Source organism: Oryzobacter faecalis, assembly GCF_046764005.1.
Classification (GTDB): domain Bacteria; phylum Actinomycetota; class Actinomycetes; order Actinomycetales; family Dermatophilaceae; genus Oryzobacter; species Oryzobacter faecalis.
Genome location: NZ_JBKOFW010000001.1, coordinates 564,880 through 583,280, shown reverse-complemented (window position 1 = coordinate 583,280; position 18,401 = coordinate 564,880). Strand labels below are relative to the sequence as shown.

14 protein-coding genes are annotated in these 18,401 nt (G+C 72.3%); all 14 read right to left on the bottom strand.

Annotated features, from left to right (window positions below):
- Window positions 1-8: 8 nt before the first annotated feature.
- The 14 genes from ACK8HX_RS02740 to murC all read right to left on the bottom strand — a co-directional run bounded on the left by ACK8HX_RS02740 (window position 9) and on the right by murC (window position 18,400).
- Window positions 9-2,129, bottom strand: a complete 2,121-nt coding sequence (locus ACK8HX_RS02740) for a S9 family peptidase (protein ID WP_411939107.1) — start codon at window positions 2,127-2,129, stop codon at window positions 9-11.
- 89 nt (window positions 2,130-2,218) lie between these two features.
- A complete protein-coding gene (locus ACK8HX_RS02735) occupies window positions 2,219-3,955 on the bottom strand; it encodes a bifunctional metallophosphatase/5'-nucleotidase (RefSeq protein ID WP_411939106.1) in 1,737 nt (578 codons plus the stop codon).
- Window positions 3,956-4,090: 135 nt separating this feature from the next.
- Window positions 4,091-7,714, bottom strand: a complete 3,624-nt coding sequence (dnaE, locus tag ACK8HX_RS02730) for a DNA polymerase III subunit alpha (RefSeq protein WP_411939105.1) — start codon at window positions 7,712-7,714, stop codon at window positions 4,091-4,093.
- Window positions 7,715-7,905: 191 nt separating this feature from the next.
- Window positions 7,906-8,829, bottom strand: a complete 924-nt coding sequence (locus ACK8HX_RS02725; protein ID WP_411939104.1) for an RluA family pseudouridine synthase — start codon at window positions 8,827-8,829, stop codon at window positions 7,906-7,908.
- Window positions 8,822-9,340, bottom strand: a complete 519-nt coding sequence (gene lspA / locus ACK8HX_RS02720; protein WP_411939103.1) for a signal peptidase II — start codon at window positions 9,338-9,340, stop codon at window positions 8,822-8,824. The genes ACK8HX_RS02725 and lspA overlap by 8 nt, the downstream gene beginning before the upstream one ends.
- Before the next feature lie 35 nt (window positions 9,341-9,375).
- Window positions 9,376-10,350, bottom strand: a complete 975-nt coding sequence (locus ACK8HX_RS02715; protein WP_411939102.1) for a TraR/DksA family transcriptional regulator — start codon at window positions 10,348-10,350, stop codon at window positions 9,376-9,378.
- Window positions 10,351-10,519: 169 nt separating this feature from the next.
- Complete coding sequence (locus ACK8HX_RS02710; protein WP_411939101.1) at window positions 10,520-11,953, bottom strand: DivIVA domain-containing protein; 1,434 nt, start codon at window positions 11,951-11,953, stop codon at window positions 10,520-10,522.
- A 177-nt stretch (window positions 11,954-12,130) separates the two neighbouring features.
- Window positions 12,131-12,418 (bottom strand): YggT family protein, encoded by a 288-nt coding sequence (locus ACK8HX_RS02705; RefSeq protein ID WP_411939100.1) that lies wholly within the window; start codon window positions 12,416-12,418, stop codon window positions 12,131-12,133.
- Between the two features lie 47 nt (window positions 12,419-12,465).
- A complete protein-coding gene (locus ACK8HX_RS02700; RefSeq protein ID WP_411939099.1) occupies window positions 12,466-12,954 on the bottom strand; it encodes a cell division protein SepF in 489 nt (162 codons plus the stop codon).
- Between the two features lie 57 nt (window positions 12,955-13,011).
- The gene (locus tag ACK8HX_RS02695) at window positions 13,012-13,731 is read right to left on the bottom strand and encodes a YggS family pyridoxal phosphate-dependent enzyme (protein WP_411939098.1); all 720 of its coding nucleotides are present in this window, start codon (window positions 13,729-13,731) and stop codon (window positions 13,012-13,014) included.
- Window positions 13,728-14,432, bottom strand: a complete 705-nt coding sequence (locus ACK8HX_RS02690; protein WP_411939097.1) for a polyphenol oxidase family protein — start codon at window positions 14,430-14,432, stop codon at window positions 13,728-13,730. The genes ACK8HX_RS02695 and ACK8HX_RS02690 overlap by 4 nt, the downstream gene beginning before the upstream one ends.
- Window positions 14,433-14,621: 189 nt before the next feature.
- Window positions 14,622-15,884, bottom strand: a complete 1,263-nt coding sequence (ftsZ, locus tag ACK8HX_RS02685; RefSeq protein WP_411939096.1) for a cell division protein FtsZ — start codon at window positions 15,882-15,884, stop codon at window positions 14,622-14,624.
- Window positions 15,885-16,184: 300 nt separating this feature from the next.
- Window positions 16,185-16,940: a cell division protein FtsQ/DivIB gene (locus tag ACK8HX_RS02680; RefSeq protein WP_411939095.1), complete on the bottom strand. Its 756-nt coding sequence runs from the start codon at window positions 16,938-16,940 to the stop codon at window positions 16,185-16,187.
- The gene (murC, locus tag ACK8HX_RS02675; RefSeq protein ID WP_411939094.1) at window positions 16,937-18,400 is read right to left on the bottom strand and encodes a UDP-N-acetylmuramate--L-alanine ligase; all 1,464 of its coding nucleotides are present in this window, start codon (window positions 18,398-18,400) and stop codon (window positions 16,937-16,939) included. Before murC ends, ACK8HX_RS02680 begins: the two co-directional genes overlap by 4 nt.
- Window position 18,401: the final 1 nt, after the last annotated feature.

Below are 18,401 nucleotides of genomic sequence, written 5' to 3'. Positions count from 1 at the left end.
GCGGCTCGTCAGCCGTCGATGCGCTCGGTCGCGCCGAGCTGGTCGAGGACGAACGCCCACTCCCACGCGATCTGCTCCCACGCCGCGTACCGGCCGCTGCGACCACCGTGCCCGGCGGACATCTCGGTGCGCAGCAACACCGGTCGGGTGTCCGGGTCGCTCGTGACGACCTCGCGCAGCCTCGTCACCCACTTCGCCGGCTCGGTGACGTAGACCCGCGTGTCGTGCAGGCTCGAGGTCGCGAGCACCGCGGGGTAGTCGGCCGCCCGGACGTTCTCGTAGGGGGCGTAGGCGCGCATCGCCTCGTAGGCCTCGGGGTCGGCGAGGGGGTTGCCCCACTCCTCCCACTCCCCCACGGTCAGCGGCAGGTCGGGCTGGAGCATCGTCGTCAGGGCGTCGACGAAGGGCACGGCCGCGTGCGCCACGCGGAACCGCTCGGGGGCGAGGTTCAGCACCGCCCCGACGAGCAGCCCACCGGCGGAACCGCCTTCGAGCCCGACGCGGTCGTGCGCGATCCAGCCGGCCTCGACGAGGTGGTCGACCGCCGCGAGGGTGTCGCTGAACGTGTTGGGCTTCGCGCCGAGCTTGCCGTCGTCGTACCAGCCGCGCCCCATCTCCCCGCCGCCGCGGACGTGGGCGACCGCGAAGACGACCCCGCGGTCGAGCAGGCTGAGCCGGGCGACGGAGAAGTAGGGGTCGGAGGAGATCTCGTAGGAGCCGTAGGCCGTGACGACCCCGGGGGCGCTCCCGTCCGGCTCGACGCCGACCCGGCGCACGACCGAGACGGGCACCTGCGTCCCGTCCGCGGAGGTGGCCCACTCGCGGTGCTCGACGTAGTTCGCGGCGTCGAAGTCGCCGAGGACGGGCTGCTGCTTCAGCAGGGTCCGCTCCCCGGTCGCGAGGTCGACGTCGAGGACCGACCGGGGGGTCGTCCACGACTCAAGGACGACCTGGATGGCGTCCTGGTCGGGCTCGGGGTTGTCGCCGAGCCCGATGCTGTGCACCGGCTGGTCGACCTCGACGTCCCACGCGGTGCCGTGCCCGGACTCGGCGGAGGGGTCGCGGGGCAGGACCCGCAGGGCGGTGAGGCCACCTGCGCGCAGGGACAGGACGGTCGCACGGTCGAAGGCGTCGACCGAGACGAAGCGCTCGCCCTCGCCGGAGCGGAGCATCGGGACCCACTGCTCGTGGCTCGTGGCGTCCAGGGGTGTCCACGCGAGGTCGGCGTCCGGGGTGTCGGTGTTGTGGACGACCAGCAGCCGGTCACCGGCCGGCTCGACGTCGTACTCGATGCCCTCGCGGCGCGGTGCCACGACGCGCCAGTCCCCCTCCGGGTCCGACAGGTCGAGCAGGTGCACCTCGCTCGTCGTCTTCGACCCGAGCCCGAGGACGAGGTAGCGCTCGTCGCGGCTGGAGGAGACGCCCATCCAGAACCGCTCGTCGTCCTCCTGGTGGAGCAGGACGTCCTCGGCGGCGTCCGTTCCGACCCGGTGGCGCCACAGCTGGTAGGGGCGCCACGCCTCGTCGACGCGGGTGTAGAACACGAACGCCCCCTCGCGGCTCAGCTCGGCGCCGTACCCGATGCCGGTGAGCGCGGTGTCGAGGACCTCGCCGGTCTCGACGACCCGGACGGTGAGGTCGAAGCGCTCGTCGCCCTCGGTGTCGACGGAGAACGCGACGACGCGGTGGTCGTGGCTGACGGTGAGGGCGCCCATCGAGAAGAACTCGCTGTCGCCGGCCTCGACGTTGCCGTCGACGACGACCTGCTCGCCCGGCACCGCATCGGCGTCGGGATCGGGGCGGGTCGCGTCGGTGCGGGGCGCGCGCACCTGCGCGGCGTACTGCTTCCCCTCCTCGGTGCGCGAGTAGTACCACCACGGGCCGCTGGCCACCGGCACCGACAGGTCGGTCTCCTTGACCCGGCTGCGGATCTCCTCGAAGAGCCGCCGGCGCAGCGGCGCGAGGTGCTCGGTGCGGGCCTCGGCGTAGGCGTTCTCGGCCTCGAGATGGGCGAGCAGACCCGGGTCCTCGAGGTCCTTCATCCACGCGTACGGGTCCTCGAACCGGTGGCCGTGGTGCTCGCGGACGTGGGGGCGGCGCTCGGGGCTCGGGGCGGTGGGGCTCGGCACACGGTCACCCTATGTCGGGCCCCCATGTGACGCGGCGAGGGCCGCACCCCGGCTGGGGTGCGGCCCTCGCTGGTGTCGGCCGGAGACGGTCAGAGACCGGCGACGCGGCTGGGCGGAGCGGTGAGCGCGGGGTGGGTCTGGAAGTACTTGACCAGGCCCTCGAGGTCACCGCTGCCACCGACGCGGTTCGTCCCGGCCGAGAAGGCGGTGAAGCTGTCGCCGCCGTCGGCGAGGAAGTTCAGCGTGCCGACCCGGACGACGTCGGTGGGCGCGATCGGGTTGCCGTCGAGCATGAGCGTGGACGCGACGACCTTCGACCCCTCGGGCTGGGACGGGTCCCAGGTGTACGAGAAGCCGTCGGAGACACCCAGGGCCAGCATCTGGCGCGATCGGGTCGAGACGAACTGCTGCTCGAGGACCGCCTTGAGCTGGGCGCCGGTGAGGTCGAGCGCCACGTACACGTTGCCGAACGGCGCGATGTCGAACGCCTCCGCGTAGGTGATCTCGCCCTCCTGCTCGCCGTACTTGATGGCGTTGAGGCTGGCCCGGACGCCACCGACGTTCATCAGCCCGATCTGGGCGCCGATTCCCTCGGTGTTGTCGAGGATCGCGTCGGCCACGAGGTCGGCCATCGGGGTCTCGATGCCGCGGTTGCCGTTGGAGTCGCCGGTGATGGGCTCGGTGTGCGTGCCGACGACCTGCGACTTGAGCGGGCCCGCCAGGGTGTTCCACTTGGCGATGATCTCGGTCTGCACCGGGTCGTTGGCCAGCGACTGCGGGACGAGGTGGTTCGTCGCCCGGGTGCGCGAGCGGTCGACCTCTCCGCTCTTCTTGTTGATGACGAGCGAGGTCTCGGTGACGACCATGCCCTGGGCCGCGGTGCTCGTGACGAGGCGCGGCTGGCCGGCCGGGTCCGGGATCGAGCACACGTAGGGGTCGTGGGTGTGACCGGTGATGATCTGGTCGATCTCCGGGCTGAACTGGGTCGCCATCGTCGCGATGGGGTCCGAGATGCCCGTGCACGAGTTGTAGGTGCCCGGGTTCATCCCGCCCTCGTGGAGCAGGACGACGATCGCCTTGACGCCCTGCTGCTTGAGCAGGGCCGCCTGCGCGTTGGCCGTCTGGACCTCGTCCTTGAACTCCACGCTGGACACGCCCGACGGGTTGACGAGGGTCGGGGTCTCCTCGAGGGTCATCCCGATGAAGCCGACCTTCTGCCCGGCGATGGTCTTCACCGACGTCGCGGGCAGGAGCGGCTGGCCGTTGGCCTTGCGGACGACGTTGGCGGCGAGCCACTGGAAGTCGGCGCCGAGGTAGGGCTCGTCGGGGAAGTAGCAGCCGTCGACCGGGTGGCAGCCGCCGTTCTGCATGCGCAGCAGCTCGGCCGTACCCTCGTCGAACTCGTGGTTGCCGACGCCGCTGACGTCCAGGCCCATGGCGTTGAGCGACTCGACGGACGGCTCGTCGTGGAACATGCCCGAGATGAAGGCCGAGCCACCGATGAGGTCGCCGGCGGTGACGGTGAGGCTGTTCGCGTCGCCGACCTTGGCCCGCAGCTCGGAGAGCTTGGTCGACAGGTTCTCGGCGCCGCCGGCCACCGTGCGGGCGGGGTCGACATCGGCGGCGAGCTGCATCGAGGGCAGGGCCTCGAGGTTGCCGTGGTAGTCGTTGAACGACAGCAGCTGGACCGTCGTGAGGTTCTGGTTCCCCCGCTGGGTCACGGCGTTCTTCCAGTCGGCCGCCGTCGCGGGCGACCCCGCGGCGAGCACCCCGAGGGTGGTGGCCGCGATACCGGCGACGAGGACGCGCCGATGCGTTGTGGTCATGGTCTCTCCTTGGTGGGTCAGGCAGGCACACCATAGGCGCACATCTCCCCGGGAGGAAGGGTGCGAAACGCCGGAAATCCACTGGTCACGCGGGCGTGACCTGCCATCCGCGGCGTGTCCACCACGGGTCCTGGCTCAGGTGAGGCAGCGGGGACCGAGGAGGACCTTGAGGTCGCCGAAGAGCGCCTCGGTGGCGTTGACCCGGTAGGCCGGGTCGAGGCGGACCTCGACCGTGCGGCCGGGCTTGACGAGGCGCAGGTGCACCTCCGTCGTGCCCGGGTGGTTGGTGAGGACGCCCTTGAGCTCCTCGATCCGCTGGGTCGTGGCGCGCACGGTGTCCATCGTCACGACGACGGGCCCGCGCGGACCCTCGCTGACGTCGGGCAGGGTGAGCTCTTGGGCGTAGATCGACACCGAGTCGTCGCGCCGGTTGACCTTGCCCCGCACGACGGCCACGGTGTCCTGCTGGAGCATCGGGCCGACCGCCATGTACGAGCTCGGGAAGAACAGGCACTCGATGGAGCCGGCGAGGTCCTCGACCGTCGCGATGGCCCAGAGGTCGCCCTTCTTCGTGCGCTTGACCTGCAGGCCGGTGATGAGGCCGGCGATGGTCACCATCGACCCCTCCGGGCGTCCGCCCTCGTCGGCGGTGAGGGCGGCGATCTGGGTGTCGGCGTGCGCCGTGAGGACGTGCTCGACGCCGAACAGGGGGTGGTCGGAGACGTAGAGGCCGAGCATCTCGCGCTCGAAGGACAGCAGCGTCGACTTGTCCCACTCGACGCCGGGGACGGGCGCGAGCCCCATGAGGTCGCCGCCACCGCCCGAGCCACCGTCGTCGCCGAACGAGCCGAAGAGGCTGTCCTGGCCGATGGCCTCCTGTCGCTTGACCGCGACGAACGCGTCGACGTACTCCTCGTGGACGCGCAGCAGGCCCATGCGCGTCTCGGCCAGCCCGTCGAACGCGCCGCCCTTGATGAGCGACTCGATGGTGCGCTTGTTGCAGACCACCGCGGGCACCTTCGACATGAAGTCGCGGAACGAGGTGAAGCGGCCCTTCTCCTCGCGGGCGGCGATGATCTCGTCGACGACGTTCTGGCCCACGTTGCGAATCGCGTTGAGCCCGAACCGGATGTCGGTACCGACGGCCGCGAACGGACCGATCGAGTCGTTGACGTCCGGGGGCAGCACCTTGATGCCCATGCGCCGGCACTCACCGAGGTAGAGCGCCGACTTGTCCTTGTCGTCGCCGACGCTGGTGAGCAGGGCCGCCATGTACTCGGCCGGGTAGTTGGCCTTGAGGTAGCCGGTCCAGTACGAGACGAGCCCGTAGGCGGCGGTGTGGGCCTTGTTGAACGCGTAGTCGGAGAAGGGGACGAGGACGCCCCACAGCGCCGCGATCGAGGCCTCGGTGTAGCCGTTGGCCTTCATGCCCTCGGAGAACGGCACGTACTCCTTGTCGAGGACCTCCTTCTTCTTCTTGCCCATCGCGCGCCGGAGGAGGTCGGCGTTGCCGAGGGTGTAGCCCGCGAGCTTCTGGGCGATCTCCATGACCTGCTCCTGGTAGATCACCAGGCCGTAGGTCATCCCGAGGATGGGGTCGAGGGCCTCGACCATCTCCGGCTGGAGCTTGCCCTTCAGCTGCGGGTCGAGCGGGATGAGCTCCTGCTTGCCGTTCTTGCGCAGGGCGAAGTTCGTGTGCGCGTTGACGCCCATCGGACCCGGCCGGTAGAGCGCGAGGGCCGCCGAGATGTCCTCGAAGTTGTCCGGCTGCATCAGCTTGAGCAGCGTGCGCATGCCGCCGCCGTCGAGCTGGAACACCCCGAGGGTGTCCCCGCGCGAGAGCAGGTCGTAGGTGGCCTTGTCGGTCATGTCCTTCGACAGCGCGTCGAGGTCGATGTCCTCGCCCCGGTTGGCCTTCACGTTGGCGATGGCGTCGTCGAGGATCGTGAGGTTGCGCAGCCCGAGGAAGTCCATCTTCACCAGGCCGAGCGACTCGCAGCTCGGGTAGTCGAACTGGGTGATGACCTGGCCGTCCTGCAGGCGGCGCATGATCGGGATGACGTCGATGAGCGGCTCGCTGCTCATGATGACGCCGGCGGCGTGGACGCCCCACTGGCGCTTGAGGCCCTCGAGGCCCTTGGCGGTCTCGACGACCTCCTGCAGGTGCGCCTCGGACGCGACGAGCTCGCGGAACTCCTTGCCCTCGCCGTGGCGCGGGTGCTGGGGGTCGTAGATGCCCGAGAGCGGGACGCCCTTGCCCATGACGTCCGGGGGCATCGCCTTGGTCAGCTGCTCGCCGACGGCGAAGGGGTGGCCCATGACACGGGCGGCGTCCTTGACGGCCTGCTTGGCCTTGATGGTGCCGTAGGTGACGATCTGGGCGACCCGGTCGCTGCCGTACTTCTCGGTGACGTAGCGGATGACCTCGCCGCGCCGACGCTCGTCGAAGTCGACGTCGAAGTCGGGCATCGACATCCGCTCGGGGTTGAGGAACCGCTCGAAGATCAGGCCGTGGGGAACGGGGTCGAGGTCGGTGATCTTCATCGCGTAGGCACACATCGACCCCGCGCCCGAGCCACGGCCGGGCCCGACGCGGATGCCGTTGTCCTTGGCCCAGGTGATGAAGTCGGCGACGACGAGGAAGTACGACGCGTACCCCTTCGAGACGATGACCTCGGTCTCGAACTCGGCCTGCCTCTGGGCGTAGTCGGGGACGCCTTCGGGGAAGCGCTCGTGGAGGCCCTTCTGGACCTCCTTGACGAACCAGCTCTCGGGGTTCTCGCCGGGCGGGCAGGGGAACACCGGCATGTACCGGCCCTCGCCCTCGGTGAACGAGATGTCGCACATCTCGGCGATGAGCAGGGTGTTGTCGCAGGCCTCGGGCAGCTCGCGCCAGGTGTGGCGCATCTCGGCCGGGCTCTTGAGGTAGAAGTCGTCGGCGTCGAACTTGAAGCGGCCCGGGTCCATCATCGTCGAGCCGGACTGGACGCACAGCAGGGCGGAGTGGGCCTTGGCGTCCTCGGGGCTGGTGTAGTGCAGGTCGTTGGTCGCGACGAGCGGCAGGCCGAGCTCGCGGGCGAGGCGCAGGAGGTCCTTCTGGACCCGGCGCTCGATGTCGAGCCCGTGGTCCATCAGCTCGCAGAAGAAGTTCTCGGCACCGAAGATGTCGCGCAGGTCGGAGGCCGCCTGCTTCGCGAGGTCGTACTGCCCCAGCCGGATCCGCGTCTGGACCTCGCCGGACGGGCAGCCGGTGGTGGCGATGAGGCCCTTGCCGTACTGGTCGAGGAGCTCGCGGTCGACGCGCGGCCACTTCGCGTAGACCTGGTCGAGGGAGGCCTGGCTGTCCATCCGGAACAGGTTGTGCAGCCCGGTGTTGTCGCGCGCCAGGAGCGTCATGTGGGTGTAGGCGCCCGAGCCCGAGACGTCGTCGCCGGGGCTGGTGCGCTCGTCCCCCCACTTCACCCGCGTCTTGTCGGTGCGGTGCGTGCCGGGGGTGACGTAGGCCTCGACGCCGATGATCGGCTTGACCCCCGTGCCCTGCGCCTTCTTCCAGAACTCGTACGCCCCGAAGACGTACCCGTGGTCGGTCGTGGCGAGGGCCGGCATCCCCATCTCGGCCGCGCGGGTGAACAGGTCACCGATGCGGGCCGCACCGTCGAGCATCGAGTACTCGGTGTGGACGTGGAGGTGGACGAAGCTGTCCGAGCCCTTCGGCGTGCTGGTCGTCGGGGCGGGGCTCGGGGCGTTCGGGGAGGACATCGCCGACCATCCTAGGTCGGGCCGGGGACACTCCTCGGCGTGTCGGGGTCGTGTCGCGCCACCCATCGAGCCCCACCCGTCACAGCCAGTGGCCGACGGTCACCGAACCTCGCGGATGGCGCCCGACATCGGGGGCCACTCGCGAGGTTCGGTGACACTCGGCGACGGGGGCGGCATCGAGCCGGGCGGGCTCAGAGGCGGTCGAGGGCGTCCCGGAGGTCCTGCGGGTAGCTGCTCTCGAAGGTCGCCCACTCCCCGCTCCCGGGGTGGACGAAGCCGAGGCCGACCGCGTGCAGCCACTGTCGCTCCAGCCCCAGCCGCTTCGCGAGCGTCGGGTCGGCGCCGTACAGCGGGTCGCCGACGCAGGGGTGGCGGACCGCAGCCATGTGCACACGGATCTGGTGGGTGCGCCCGGTCTCGAGGCGGATCTCGAGCAGGCTCGCGTGCCGGAACGCCTCGAGGAGCTCGTAGTGCGTCACGGCGTGCTTGCCGGAGTCCATGACCGCGAACTTGTAGTCGTGGCCCGGGTGGCGGCCGATCGGGGCGTCGATCGTGCCCACGAGCGGGTCGGGGAGGCCCTGGACGAGCGTGTGGTACGTCTTGTCGACCGTGCGCTCCTTGAACGCGCGCTTGAGGACGGTGTAGGCGCGCTCGCTCTTGCACACGACCATCAGGCCCGACGTGCCGACGTCGAGGCGCGAGACGATGCCCTGGCGCTCGCTCGCCCCGCTCGTCGAGATGCGGTAGCCGGCGGCCTTGAGCCCGGAGAGGACGTTGGGGCCGGACCAGCCCACACTGGGGTGCGCCGCGACGCCGACCGGCTTGTCGACGACGACGATGTCGTCGTCGTCGTGCACGACCGTCATCCCGGGGACCGGCTCGGCGACGACCTCGAGGGCCGGGCTCGCGGGCCCGCTCGGGAGGAGGACCTCGAGCATGTCACCGGCGCTGACCCGGTGGCTCTTGCCCACGTTGGCGGCGTTGACGCTGACCCCGCCGTCGGCCGCGAGGTCGGCGGCGCGGGTGCGCGACAGACCGAAGAGGCGGGCGATGGCGGCGTCGACGCGCTCGCCCTCGAGGCCGTCCGGGACGAGGACGGTGCGGGCGTCAGCCATCGGCGTGCTCCGGGTGGTGGACGGGACCGGAGATCGACGTGCCGCGGTAGGTGAGGACCATGATGAGCCCGGCCGCGACGACGATCGCGATGTCGGCGACGTTGCCGACGAACCAGTCGGCGTAGGCGATGAAGTCGACGACGTGCCCGCGGCCCGGCCCGGGCGACCGGAAGAAGCGGTCGCCGAGGTTTCCGAGCGCCCCGCCGAGGAGGAGCCCGAGGGCGACCGCCCACGGCAGGTTGCCGACCTTGCGGGAGGCGACGAGGACCCAGCCGAGGATGGCGAGGGAGACGACCGTGAGGATCCACGTGGCGCCGTCGCCGATGGAGAAGGCCGCGCCGGGGTTGCGCAGCAGGGTCAGGCGGATCCACGACCCGACGACCTCGACCGACTCCCCCGGCCTCAGGGCCGCGAGGGCCCAGGCCTTGGTGCCCTGGTCGGCGACGAGGGTGAGGGCGGCGAGGGAGGCGAGGACGGCGTACAGCCGCCGCCGGCCTCCGGGAGTGGACACCGGGGCCGGCGTGGACGGACTGGGGTGGACGGGCGTCAGCGACGCTCCTGCTTCATCTTGCATGGCAAGCATAGGGTCGCACGAGGAGCGGCCTGGAGCCTAAGCTTGCCGATCGGGTTGCCGCAGGACTCGCAGATGCCGTAGCTGCCGTCCTCGAGCCGCTCGAGGGCGTGCTCGGTCTGCTCGAGCATCTCGCGGGCGTTGTTGGCCAGCGAGATCTCCTGTTCGCGCTCGTAGGTCTTGGCACCGGCGTCGGCCTGGTCGTCGCCCGCACCGTCACCGCTGTCGCGCATGAGGCCGACGAGGTCGCTCTCGGCGACCGAGATCTCGCGCCGGAGCTGCTCGATGTCGTGCTCGAGCTCGGCCCGGACCTCGGCGAGCTCCTTGGCGGTCCACGGCGACTCGTCCTCGCGGACGCGCAGGGCGGACGGCTTGGCCGCGGCCTTCTTCGCAGGTGCGGCCTTCGTCGCCGCGGCCTTCTTCACGGGGGCGGCCTTCGTGGCCGCGGCCTTCTTCGCAGGAGCGGCCTTCGTCGCCGCGGCCTTCTTCACGGGGGCGGCCTTGGTGGCGGGTGCGGCCTTCTTCACAGGAGCGGCCTTGCTCGCGGACGCCTTCGTGGCCGGGGCCGTCCTGGCGGGTGCGGCCTTGCTCGCGGACGCCTTCGTGGCCGGGGCCTTCCTCGCGGGGGCCGCCTTCTTCGCCTGCGCCTTGCTCGCGGCAGGCTTCGCGGGCGCAGCCTTCTTGGCGGGTGCGGCCTTCTTCGCCTGCGCCTTGCTCGCGGCAGGCTTGGCGGGCGCAGCCTTCTTGGCGGGCGCAGCCTCCTTGGCGGGCGCAGCCTTCTTCGCTGGGGCCTTCTTCCCATCCGGGGCGTGGGACCCGGCCGGCGTCCTCGCGGTCGAGGTGGTGCTCGCCGAGGCGGCGCCCCCACGCCCGCCACCGACGGCGCGGCGCGCGGTCTGCGCGGCCCGTGCCCCCACCTGCTTCGCCGCGGACAGTGCCGCCTTGACCATGTGTGACCCCAATCCCGGGTGTGCGCCGGGACCCCGTCGGCCCCGTCGGTGCGCCGAGGATATGCCCCGTACCGGTGCTTCTCAATCGTGAAACACCGCTGTGACGAGGAGTTCCCGCGACGCGAGAAGGGGCCCGGCGTCAGGCCGGGCCCCTTCTCGGTGTCGGGCGTCAGCCCTGGCGCTCGTGCTGCGGCTCGGCCGCGGCCTCCGCCTCGTCCTCGGCGGCCTCGTCGACGCCGTCGAGCCCGGTGTTCTTCAGCTCGGCGAGCTGGCCCTGGATGTAGCTGTGCAGGCGCTGGCGGTAGTCGCGCTCGAACCCGCTCAGCTCCTCGATCTTGCGCTCGAGGAGGCCGCGCTCGCGTCCGAGCTCCTCGAGGATCGAGGCCTTCTTCTGCTGGGCCTCGGCGACCATGCCCGTCGAGCGCTCGCGCGCCTCGGTGAGCATCTCGTCGCGCTTCGCCGTCGCGGCGCCGATCATCTCGTCGCGCTGCGCGGTGGCCGTGGCCAGCATCTCGTCGCGCTGGGACGTGCCGCTGGTGACGAGCTCCTCGTGCTGGGCCGTGCCGGTGCTGACGAGCTCGTCGTACTTGGCCTGGCCGGTGGAGATCAGCTCGTCGTGGCGCGCCTGCGCGGTGGAGATCAGCTCGTCGTGACGGGCCTGACCCTCGGCGACGAGCTCGTCGCGACGGGCCTCACCGGCGGAGACGTGCTCGTCGTGGAGGCGCTGGGCGAGGGCGATGACTCCCGCGGCGCTGGCGCCGCCGCCGGCGCCGGCGAGTGCGGCAGCCCCGAGGGCGCCACCGTCGGCCTCGGACTGCTGGGCCTTCTGGGCCGCCTCGCGCTCGGCCTGCTCGGCGCGCTGCTGGGCCTGCGCGATGCGCTGCTGCGCGTCGCGCTCGACCTCCTGGAGACGGGCCTGGAGGCTCGCGACCTGCTCGTCGACGGCCGCTCCGGCCTGGCTCTGGGCGGCGGTGAGGGCGGCCTGGTGCTGCTGACCGGCCTCCTCGGCCGCGGCCAGCTGCGAGCGGGTCTCGCCGAGGTGGTCCTCGAGCTCGCGGACGCGGCCCTCGAGCTCGCCCGCGCGCGCCTCGAGCTGCCCGGAGCGCTGCTCGAGCTCCTGGGCCCTCGCCTGCGCCTCGCTGGCCTGGGCCTCGAGCTCGGCGTTGCGGTGCTCGAGCTGGCTGACCTTGCCCTGCAGCTCGGCGTTGCGGCCCTCGACGTCACCGGCCTTGCCCTCGAACTCGCCGAGGCGGGCGGTGAGCTCGCTGCGCGTCCCCTCGAGCTCGGAGATCTTGGTCGTGAGGTCGCTGCGCGTGCCCTCGAGGTCGGCGACCCGGGCCGCCAGCGTGGCGTTCTTCGAGCGGAGCTCCTCGAGCTCCTTCGCCGCGGCGTCGGACTCGGCGCGGCCCGCCACCGGGGCCAGCCCGCGACCCTCGCGCACCGAGTTCAGCTCGCCGCGGAGGTCGTCGCCCTCCTTGGTGATGCGACGCATCTCGGCGACGATGTCGTCGAGGAAGTCGTCGACCTCGCGCTCGTCGTACCCTCGACGGAACTGGGTCTGGGTGAACGTCTTGTTGAGGACGTCCTCGGGCGTGAGGGCCATGGGTCATCTCCTGTGGGTGGCAGGCGGGCAATCCGGGCGCAGGCCCTGCGAGGGGGTCCCCGCGGGGCGGTGGGTTCGGGTCGTCAGCCTACGCGATGCCGGGGCGGGCGTGACAGGTGTTGCGTCACGTGGGAAGCCGCGCGCGTGGGCCGACGGTCCCGAGGACCCTCTCGAGGGCTACGACAAGAGGATGTAGAGCAGGTACACGGCGAAGAACAGCACCATGAACGACAGGTCGATCGACGCCCCGCCGAGGCGGAGCGGGGGGATGACCTTGCGCAGCGCGCGCAGCGGGGGCTCGGTCATCGTGTAGATCGGCTCGGCGACGACGAGCGCGGCGCCTCGCGGGCGCCACTCCCTCGCGAAGATCCGGATCCAGTCGAAGACGAGCCGTCCCACCATGACGAGGAGGTAGAGGAAGACGACGAAGCGCATCAGCGCGACGACGAGGGAGACGGCGTCCATGGACGACAGTCTGTCCGACGAGGCCGGGGAGTGGCTGGACCGGGGTGTCAGCTCTGGTTGAACACGCCGCGGCCGCCGGCCACGATCGGGTCCTCCGCGTTGACCTCGACGGTCTCGGGTGACAGCAGGAAGACCTTCGAGGTCACCCGCTCGATGCTGCCGCGCAGGCCGAACACGAGACCGGCGGCGAAGTCGACGAGCCGCTTCGCGTCGGCGTCGCTCATGTCGGTGAGGTTCATGATGACCGGGACACCGTCGCGGAAGTTCTCCCCGATCGTCTTGGCCTCGTTGTAGGTGCGCGGGTGGATCGTCGTGATCCGCGAGATGCCGACGGCCTCGGCCGAGCGCACGACGTGCGCGACGGGCTGGCGGGTGTGGAGCGGGGTGACCTCGGCGCCGCGGTGGTGCGGCTCGGGGCCGTCGTGCGCGCCGTCGTCGAGGTGGTCGTCGTAGGCCTCGTCGTACTCGTCGTCGTAGCGACCCTGGTCCTCGGCGAGGCCCAGGTAGACCATCGTCTTGCGCAGCGCGCCTGCCATTGGTTGCTCCTCGGTCGTCGGCCGCGTCTCCTCGACGCCACCTGCTCGTGACCGAAGTTACCGGTGTGGTGGACGTGAACCGAGGATTGCCGAGCCGACACGCAGGTGTGTCGCCCCCTCCGCGAGGGCCGCCTCGAGGTCCCCGCTCATCCCGGCCGACATCCACGTGGCACCCGGGTGCGCGGCGCGGACCTCGTCGGCGACCGCGCGGAGGCGGGCGAACGCGGGCCGCGGGTCGGCGCCCAGCGGGGCCACCGCCATGACCCCGCGGAGCCGGAGGGCGTCCTGTCCGGCGACGAGGTCCGCGAGGTCGAGCGCCTCCCCCACCGCGACCCCTCCCCTGCCCCCGACCGCGTCGAGTGAGACCTGGACCGTGACGTCGAGGACGCGCCCCGCCGCCTGCGCGCCCCGGGCGAGGGCGTGCACGACCTTGGGCCGGTCGAGCGACTGGACGACGTCGGCGTACCGCGCGACGGAGCCGGCCTTGTTGCTCTGCAGCTGGCCGATGAAGTGCAGGCGCATGCGGTCGCGGACGGTGATCTCGAGCGCCTTGGCCGAGGCCTCCTGGTCGCGGTTCTCCCCGACGTCGGTGACGCCGAGGTCGGCGAGCAGGTCGACGTCGCTCGCGGGGAAGTACTTGGTCACGACGACGAGGGTCGGCTCGTCCTCGCGCCCTGCGGCCCTGAGGGCGCCGGCGATGCGGGACCGCACGACGGCGAGGGAGGCCGCCAGCTCCTCGCGGCGCCCGGGCGCGACGCCGCCCGCGGGCTCGGTCACCGGACCCCGCGCGCGACGACGCCGGCGAACCGCCCCGTCGTCCCGTCACGGCGGTAGGAGTAGAGGTCGTCCCGCTCGCGCGAGCAGCCCGGCACCCAGCGCACCGAGGCCCCGCCGTCGCGCAGCTGGGCGACGACGCCGGCGGCGACGTCGATGGCGGGGGTGCCCGTCCACGACACGGTCGCGCTCACCGGCTGGACGGCGGCGGCATCGTCGCGCATCGCCGCGGGGACCTCGTAGCAGCGGCCGCACACCGACGGGCCCACGACCGCGTCGACGTCTCCGGCGCCGAGCCCGGCCATCACCTCGAGGGTCCGCGGCACCACGCCCGCAACCATCCCCGGACGCCCGGCGTGCACGGCGGCGACGACTCCGTTGCCGCGCAACAGGATCGGCACGCAGTCGGCGACGAGGACGGCGAGGGCGACGTCCTCGGAGGTCGTGACCACAGCGTCGCACGAAGGGGCCGTGGCGGGTTCGCCGTCGATGACCGCGACCTCCGCGCCGTGGCACTGGTCCATGTAGACGACGGGGCGACCGACCCGCTCCTGGAGGCGGCGGCGGTTCTCGCGCACGGCCGCCTCGTCGTCGTCGACGTGCAACCCGAGGTTGAGCCCGGACCAGCGACCGGTGCTCACGCCCTCCGAGCGGTCGGTGACGGCGCGGAGCACTCCGGACTCGGTCTCCTGCCAGGCGAACACGGGTCCCACCGTACGTCCGGGTGCCTCCACCCGCGCAGCCACCCCGCCGCGCCGAACTCTTCGCGAACGTGGGTGGAGATCGTCGCCCCACCGACGGTCTTCACCCACGTTCGCGGTCCGGGCCCGCCTCGGGCGACATGCGCGAGGGGCGGGCCGGATGCACCGGCCCGCCCCTCGTGACGAGGACGCCTACTTGAGGAAGTCGGGGACGTCGAGATCGTCGTTCTCGTCGAAGGTGACGGTCCGCGGCGGGGGTGCCGCCGGGCGGGCCGGCTCGACGGGGGCCTCGGCGCGCTCGGTGCGGACCGCGGACTCCTCACCGTTGTGGGCATGGCCCTGGTGCGAGTGGGCCGGCACGGTGACCGGCTCGCGCGGTGCCGGGGCGGGCTCCGCGACCGGCGGGGGGGCCGGGGTCGCCGGACGGGCCTGCTGGGTCTGGACCGGAGCCTGCACCGGACGACCCTGGATGGTGCCGAGGGCCCGGTCGTCGGCCCGCCGGACCGGGGCACCGCCGTCGAAGCCCGCCGCGATGACGGTGACGCGCACCTCGTCGCCCAGGGCGTCGTCGATGACCGCACCGAAGATGATGTTGGCCTCGGGGTGCGCGGCCTCCTGGACGAGGCGGGCGGCCTCGTTGATCTCGAAGAGCCCGAGGTCGCTGCCGCCCTGGATGGAGAGCAGGACGCCGTGCGCGCCGTCGATGCTCGCCTCGAGGAGCGGGCTGGAGATCGCGAGCTCGGCGGCCTGGACGGCACGGTCGTCGCCGCGGGCCGAGCCGATGCCCATGAGCGCCGAGCCGGCCCCCTGCATCACCGACTTGACGTCGGCGAAGTCGAGGTTGATCAGGCCGGGTGTCGTGATGAGGTCGGTGATGCCCTGGACGCCGGAGAGGAGGACCTGGTCGGCCGAGCGGAACGCGTCGAGCATCGACACTCCGCGGTCGCTGATCGAGAGCAGCCGGTCGTTGGGGATGACGATGAGGGTGTCGACCTCCTCGCGCAGCGCCGTGATGCCGGTCTCGGCCTGGTTCGCGCGCCGGCGCCCCTCGAAGGTGAACGGGCGGGTGACGACGCCGATCGTCAGGGCGCCGAGGCCCTTGGCGATCCGGGCGACGACCGGGGCGCCGCCGGTGCCGGTGCCGCCGCCCTCGCCCGCCGTGACGAAGACCATGTCGGCCCCTTTGAGGACCTCCTCGATCTCCTCGGCGTGGTCCTCGGCGGCCTTCTTGCCGACCTCGGGGTCGGCGCCGGCGCCCAGCCCCCGCGTCAGCTCGCGGCCGACGTCGAGCTTGACGTCGGCGTCGCTCATGAGGAGGGCCTGTGCGTCGGTGTTGACGGCGATGAACTCGACGCCCTTGAGCCCGACCTCGATCATCCGGTTGATGGCGTTGACACCGCCGCCGCCGATGCCGACGACCTTGATGACGGCCAGGTAGTTCTGGGGTGCTGCCACGGTGATGGCCTTCCATTGCGGTCTTGCGGGCGTTCGGTCGTGTGTCGCGCTCCGGAACTGCTGCTCCGAAACCCTCAACATGTAGTTGACAGTGACGGTTGGGTCACGGTTCGATGGGTCGAAGTTAGGTCGGGTGAGGACCCCCTGCAACGACGCCGTGGGCGTGTCGCGACATCCTCACGGGAAATCCTGCCATGCGGCCTCCCACCGGCCCCGGGCGCCCCTTCCGTCCCACCGGCCCCACCTGTCCCACGGTGACCCCCTCGCGCGCCGCGCCGGCGCGAGGGTGCGACGGCGCGGTCAGCGGGTGACCGGGGTGTCGGGCGCGCTGACGTCGATGACCTTCGCCTTCGTCGTCAGCAGGGCCCGCAGGATGGCGACCTTGCGCGGCGACTCCTCGCCGCTCCCCCACACCACCGTGCGGCTGCCGAGGGTGAAGGTCACGAGGTCCGCGGAGCTGATCGTCATCGCCCGCACGTCCCGCGAGAGGTCCTCGGGGAGGGCGTCGAGCAGGGCCAGCGCCGAGCGCAGCGCCTCGCGCGTGGTGCCCTTCTCCCCGGTCGCCGTCACGAGCGGCACCCCGGCCGGGGCCTTGGCGACCTCGCGGAAGGCGACGGCCTCGGCATCCACGACCTCGAGTCGACCCTGAGGGTTCTTGACGACGAGGGCGGCCGTGCGCGGCACGACCTCGACGGCGAGGGTGGAGGGCCAGGACCGGTGCACCGACACCTCGGCGACGGTGACCCGCTCGCGGACCCGGGCGGCGACGACCCCGGTGTCGACCCGGGCCAGGGGGGTGCCGTCCGGGACGGCGACGAGGTCGGCGACGGCCGTGGCCTCGGCGCCGGCGACACCGGACACCTCGACGTGGCGGACGCCGAGCAGCTGGCTCCAGCCGACGACCCAGGCCAGGCCCGCGACGGCCACGAGGGTCGTCACCCACGTGAGGGCGCGGCGCAGTGGGCGGCGCCGGTTCGACAGCGCCCGCTCGCGGAACCGGTTCGCGGAGGACGCGGCACCGGCCGGTCCGCGCGTACGGGTGCTCGAGGTGCTCATCGGCGCGCTCCCCCGGCCCGGGCGGCCAGCCCGTCGAGGAGGAGCGGCCCGAGGCGCGTGACGTCGCCGGCGCCGACGGTGAGGACGAGGTCGCCGGGGCCGGCCGCGGCCACGACGTGGGCGACGGCCGCCTCCGGCGCCAGGCCCACCTCGACGACCCGTTCGCCGGGCAGGGCGCGCAGCGGCGCGCCGACGAGCTCGGAGGTGATGCCGTGCATCGGGGCCTCCCTCGCGCCGTAGACGTCGAGGAGGACGACGTCGTCGGCCGGGGCGAGGGCGGCCGCGAACTCGGCGGCGAAGTCGCGGGTGCGCGAGTACAGGTGGGGCTGGAAGACGACGTGCAGCCGGCCCCGGCCGGCGCGCCGGACGATCTCGGCGGCCGTCCCCACGAGAGCCGCGACCTTCGGGGCGTTGTGCGCGTAGTCGTCGACGACGGTGACGCCGTCGACCTCGCCGCGCACCTCGAACCGCCGTCTGGCACCGGTGAACCCGGCCAGCCCCTCGAGGACCGCGGTGACGTCGGCGCCGCACCCGTCGACGGCGGCGAGGAGGGCGGCGCACGCGTCGAGGACGTTGTGCCGGCCGGGGACGAGGAGGTCGAGCGCCGCCTCCGTACCGTCGCGCTCGAGGGTCGAGGACGTGCCGAGGCCCTCGGACCGGGTGTGCGTGACGCGCAGGTCGGCTCCCCCGTCGTACCCGAACGTCACGACCCGCCGGCCGCCGGCGCGGGCGCGGGCGGCGAGGGCGCGTGCGCCGGGGTCGTCGTGGCACGCGACGAGCAGGCCGTCGGCGGGGACGGAGTCGGCGAAGGCCTCGTACGCCTCGACGACCCTGGCCGCGGTGCCGTAGAAGTCGAGGTGGTCGGGCTGGACGTTGGTGACGACCGCGACGTGCGGGCGGTAGACGAGGAAGGAGCCGTCGCTCTCGTCGGCCTCGACGACGAAGGACCGGCCCGAGCCGACGGCTGCGTTGGTGCCGAGCTGGGCGATCTCGGCGCCGGCGGCGTACGACGGGTCGGCCCCGGCGGCGACGAGCCCCACGACGAGCATCGCGGTCGTGGTCGTCTTGCCGTTGGCGCCGGCGACGGCCACGCGGTGGTCGTCCGCCATGAGCGACGCGAGGGCCTGGGAGCGGTGCAGGACAGGCATTCCCGCGGCGCGGGCCGCAGCGACCTCGACGTTGTCCTCACCGATCGCGGACGAGATGACGACGGTGTCGGCACCGCTGACGTGGGAGGCGTCGTGGCCGACGTCGATGCGCTCGGCGCCGGCCGCACGCAGCGCGTCCAGCGCCGGCCCGTCGGCGACGTCGGACCCCGTGACGGCCACGCCGCGGGCGAGGAGCAGGCGTGCCACGGCCGACATCCCCGCGCCGCCGATCGCGACGAGGTGGACCCTCCCGAGCTCGGCCAGGGGGGGCACGGGACCGGTGACGTCGAAGCGCGGGTTGACGCCGTCCACG